This window comes from Arthrobacter sp. H14 (assembly GCF_000520495.1).
In the GTDB taxonomy this organism is placed as follows: domain Bacteria; phylum Actinomycetota; class Actinomycetes; order Actinomycetales; family Micrococcaceae; genus Arthrobacter_C.
In genome coordinates, this window is sequence record NZ_KI914649.1 from 8,785 (window position 1) to 11,643 (window position 2,859).

Annotated in this window: 3 protein-coding genes; 2 read left to right on the forward strand and 1 reads right to left on the reverse strand. The window is 62.5% G+C overall.

Going from position 1 to position 2,859, the window contains the following annotated elements; genetic code table 11:
- A partial coding sequence (locus tag Y707_RS25000; protein WP_442853291.1) for an MFS transporter occupies window positions 1-1,119 on the reverse strand: 1,119 nt, incomplete at its 3' end.
- Between the two features lie 119 nt (window positions 1,120-1,238).
- On the opposite strand from Y707_RS25000, the gene Y707_RS0110170 reads away from it, so the two are divergent.
- The gene (locus tag Y707_RS0110170; protein ID WP_026535003.1) at window positions 1,239-1,904 is read left to right on the forward strand and encodes an SDR family NAD(P)-dependent oxidoreductase; all 666 of its coding nucleotides are present in this window, start codon (window positions 1,239-1,241) and stop codon (window positions 1,902-1,904) included.
- Window positions 1,905-2,082: 178 nt separating this feature from the next.
- On the forward strand, window positions 2,083-2,859 hold a 777-nt coding region (locus Y707_RS0110175; protein WP_275451207.1), incomplete at its 3' end, for a glucose 1-dehydrogenase.

Consider the following 2,859-nt stretch of genomic DNA (forward strand, 5'->3'; position numbering starts at 1 on the left):
CCAGCCGTAGTCGACGAGAAACAGACCGCCGGCCCAGCCAAGCACACTGGATCCGGCGTAGTAGAAGAGGTTATAGAGGCTCGATGCCTGGGCTTTACCGACCGAGGCAAGCCGTGGTGTCCAGCTGGAGGCGACGGAGTGTGCGGCGAAAAACCCGCCGGTGAAGATCAGCAGTCCGACCAGAATCACCGGCAGCGAACTGATGAGCGTTGCGCCCAGTCCGGCAAGCATCACCGGAATGCTGGCGAGCAGCACGGGGAGCCGGCCAAGCCGGACGGTTATCCTGCCGGCCAATCCGGACGTTACGGTGCCCGCCAAATAGGCGAGGAACAGCAGGCTGACCAGTGATGTTGGAAGGTTGAACGGTGGCAATTCCAACCGGAAACCAAGATAGTTGTAGACCGCCACGAACCCGCCCATCAGCAGAAAACCTTGAGCGTAAAGGGCCAGCAGCCGTTTGGACCGCAGGTTCAGCACGATCCGTTCCCAGAGCTTGGGCCCTTCGCCGCGGACTATCGGGCGGAAACCCCGGGGTGCAGGGGCAAGCCAGACGAAGGCGACGGCGGCGAATGCGGCAACGATGCTCACCGCCAGTACACCGGCGCGCCAATCGAAAAAGCCCGTAACAGGTCCAGCAATGAGTCGTCCGGCCAGCCCGCCAATCGTCGTACCCGCCACATAGGTTCCGGCGGCCACGGCGGCGTGTAACCGGTGGACCTCTTCGTTGAGATACACCAACGCAACCGCAGGAATCCCGCCCAGCGCTGCACCCTCAGCGAAGCGCAAGGCAAGCAGGACCGGAAAATTGGACGCCAGCGGTAGCAGCAGGCCAAATACGACGGCGGCGCCGATGGCCCACGTCATCGCGCGCTTGCGGCCCAGTCTGTCCGCGGCCCATGACCATGGAATGACGGCGATGGCGAGCCCGAGCGTCGCGGCTGAAACGCTGAGTGCCGCAGTTGCCGGACTGACACCGAAGTCTTCGGCCATGCCGGGGAGCACCGCCTGGACGGAGTACAGCTGGGCAAAAGTGGCGATTCCCGCGAAGAGCAATCCCAGCACCATGTTGTGGTAGCCGCGGCTGCTTTTGGGATGTCCCTCCCAGGCTCCGTCATTCACCGAACGTGCCCTCCGGATGCTGGCTGGTTCATGCACGCACCTCTCGGAGCCCGGGGATGGATTCGGTTCCTAACCATAATCCATGGAATACCCGGGCGCCGTCATGCCTTGACGCCAGTATGACTACTATTGCGATTATCGGAGCAGGACCAGGACTAGGCGCAGCTGTGGCACGGCGGTTCGGCGCGGAGGGCTTTGCTGTCGGCCTCATCTCCCGCCATCAGGGACGCCTCGATGCATTGGCCGAGGACTTGGCCAAGGAGGGGGTGCAGGCCAAGGGCTTTGCCGCCAATGTCCGCGACCCGGAGTCAATTGCCAAGGCGCTGGAACAAGTAACCGAAAGTCTGGGCCCGATTGAGGTTCTGCAGTACAGCCCGCTGCCGCAGAAGGACTTCATGCGCCCGGTACTGGAAACCACGCCGACCGACCTTGAGGGTCCCATCGAATTCTCTATCTACGGACCGGTCGCTGCGGTGCATCAGGTGGTCCCCGGAATGCGTTTCCTCGGGGAAAACCGCGGCACCATCTTGTTCGTCAACGGTGGGTCGGCCGTAAAGCCGGGCCGCAACGTCACGGGCACTTCGGTGGCGTTCGCCGGGCAGGCCGCCTATGCGCAGCTGCTTAATGAGGCGCTTGGTGAAGAAGGAATACAGGTGTCCCAGCTCATTATCGGCGGCCGCATCATCGCCGACGATCCCGAGAAGGATCCTGATGTACTGGCCGGACACCTGTGGGATCTGCACACCAAGCGCGACCGCTTCCGTCACCAGGTCAGCGAAGACTGACCGCCACTGACCGCCACCGGCAGGTGCCAGAGTTTCTGCGCCAGCCGGTTCCCAACCTTCGGCCACCGCTATATTCTAAGGGTGCTTAGCAATCGTTTCCCGCGACATGCAACACCTTGGAGGCACACTGATGGGCCAACCGGCGCAGCAACAGCAAGTACCCGGCGTACAATCCAAAATGACGCCCGTTCCGGACTGCGGTGAAAACAGCTACCGCGGTTCCGGCAAACTCGAAGGCAAAGCCGCCGTTATTACCGGCGGAGATAGCGGCATCGGTCGGGCCGTCGCGATTGCGTTTGCCCGCGAGGGCGCGGACGTTCTCATTGCCTACCTGAATGAAGACGAGGATGCGGAGGACACCGCACGGCTGGTCGAAGAGGCAGGTCGGAAGGCGGTATTAATGCGTGGCGATCTTGCTGATGCACAGCACTGCCGGGATGTCATCGAGGATGCAGTCGAGGAGTTCGGCAAGGTCGATATCCTCGTCAGCAACGCCGCTTTCCAGATGTCGCACCAGTCGCTCGACGAGATCTCCGAGCAGGAGTGGGATTACACCTTCAAGCTCAACATTGGGGCCATGTTCCACCTGGTCAAGGCCGCCGTGCCGCATATGAAGCCCGGGTCCGCCATCATCGGCAGCTCCTCGATCAACTCCGATACGCCGAGTCCCGAACTGGCCCCATACGCCGCAACGAAGGCAGCCATCGCCAATTTTTCCGCCAGCCTGGCCCAGATGCTCGGTCCTAAAGGTATCCGGGTCAACAGCGTGGCGCCGGGGCCGATCTGGACACCGTTAATACCGTCCACGATGCCGGAGGAGAAAGTGAAGTCCTTCGGGCAGGATGTGCCGCTGGGCAGGGCCGGTCAACCGGCTGAACTGGCGCCCGTTTACGTACTGCTCGCTTCCGACGACGGCAGTTACGTCTCCGGGTCCCGCGTCGCGGTTACCGGCGGC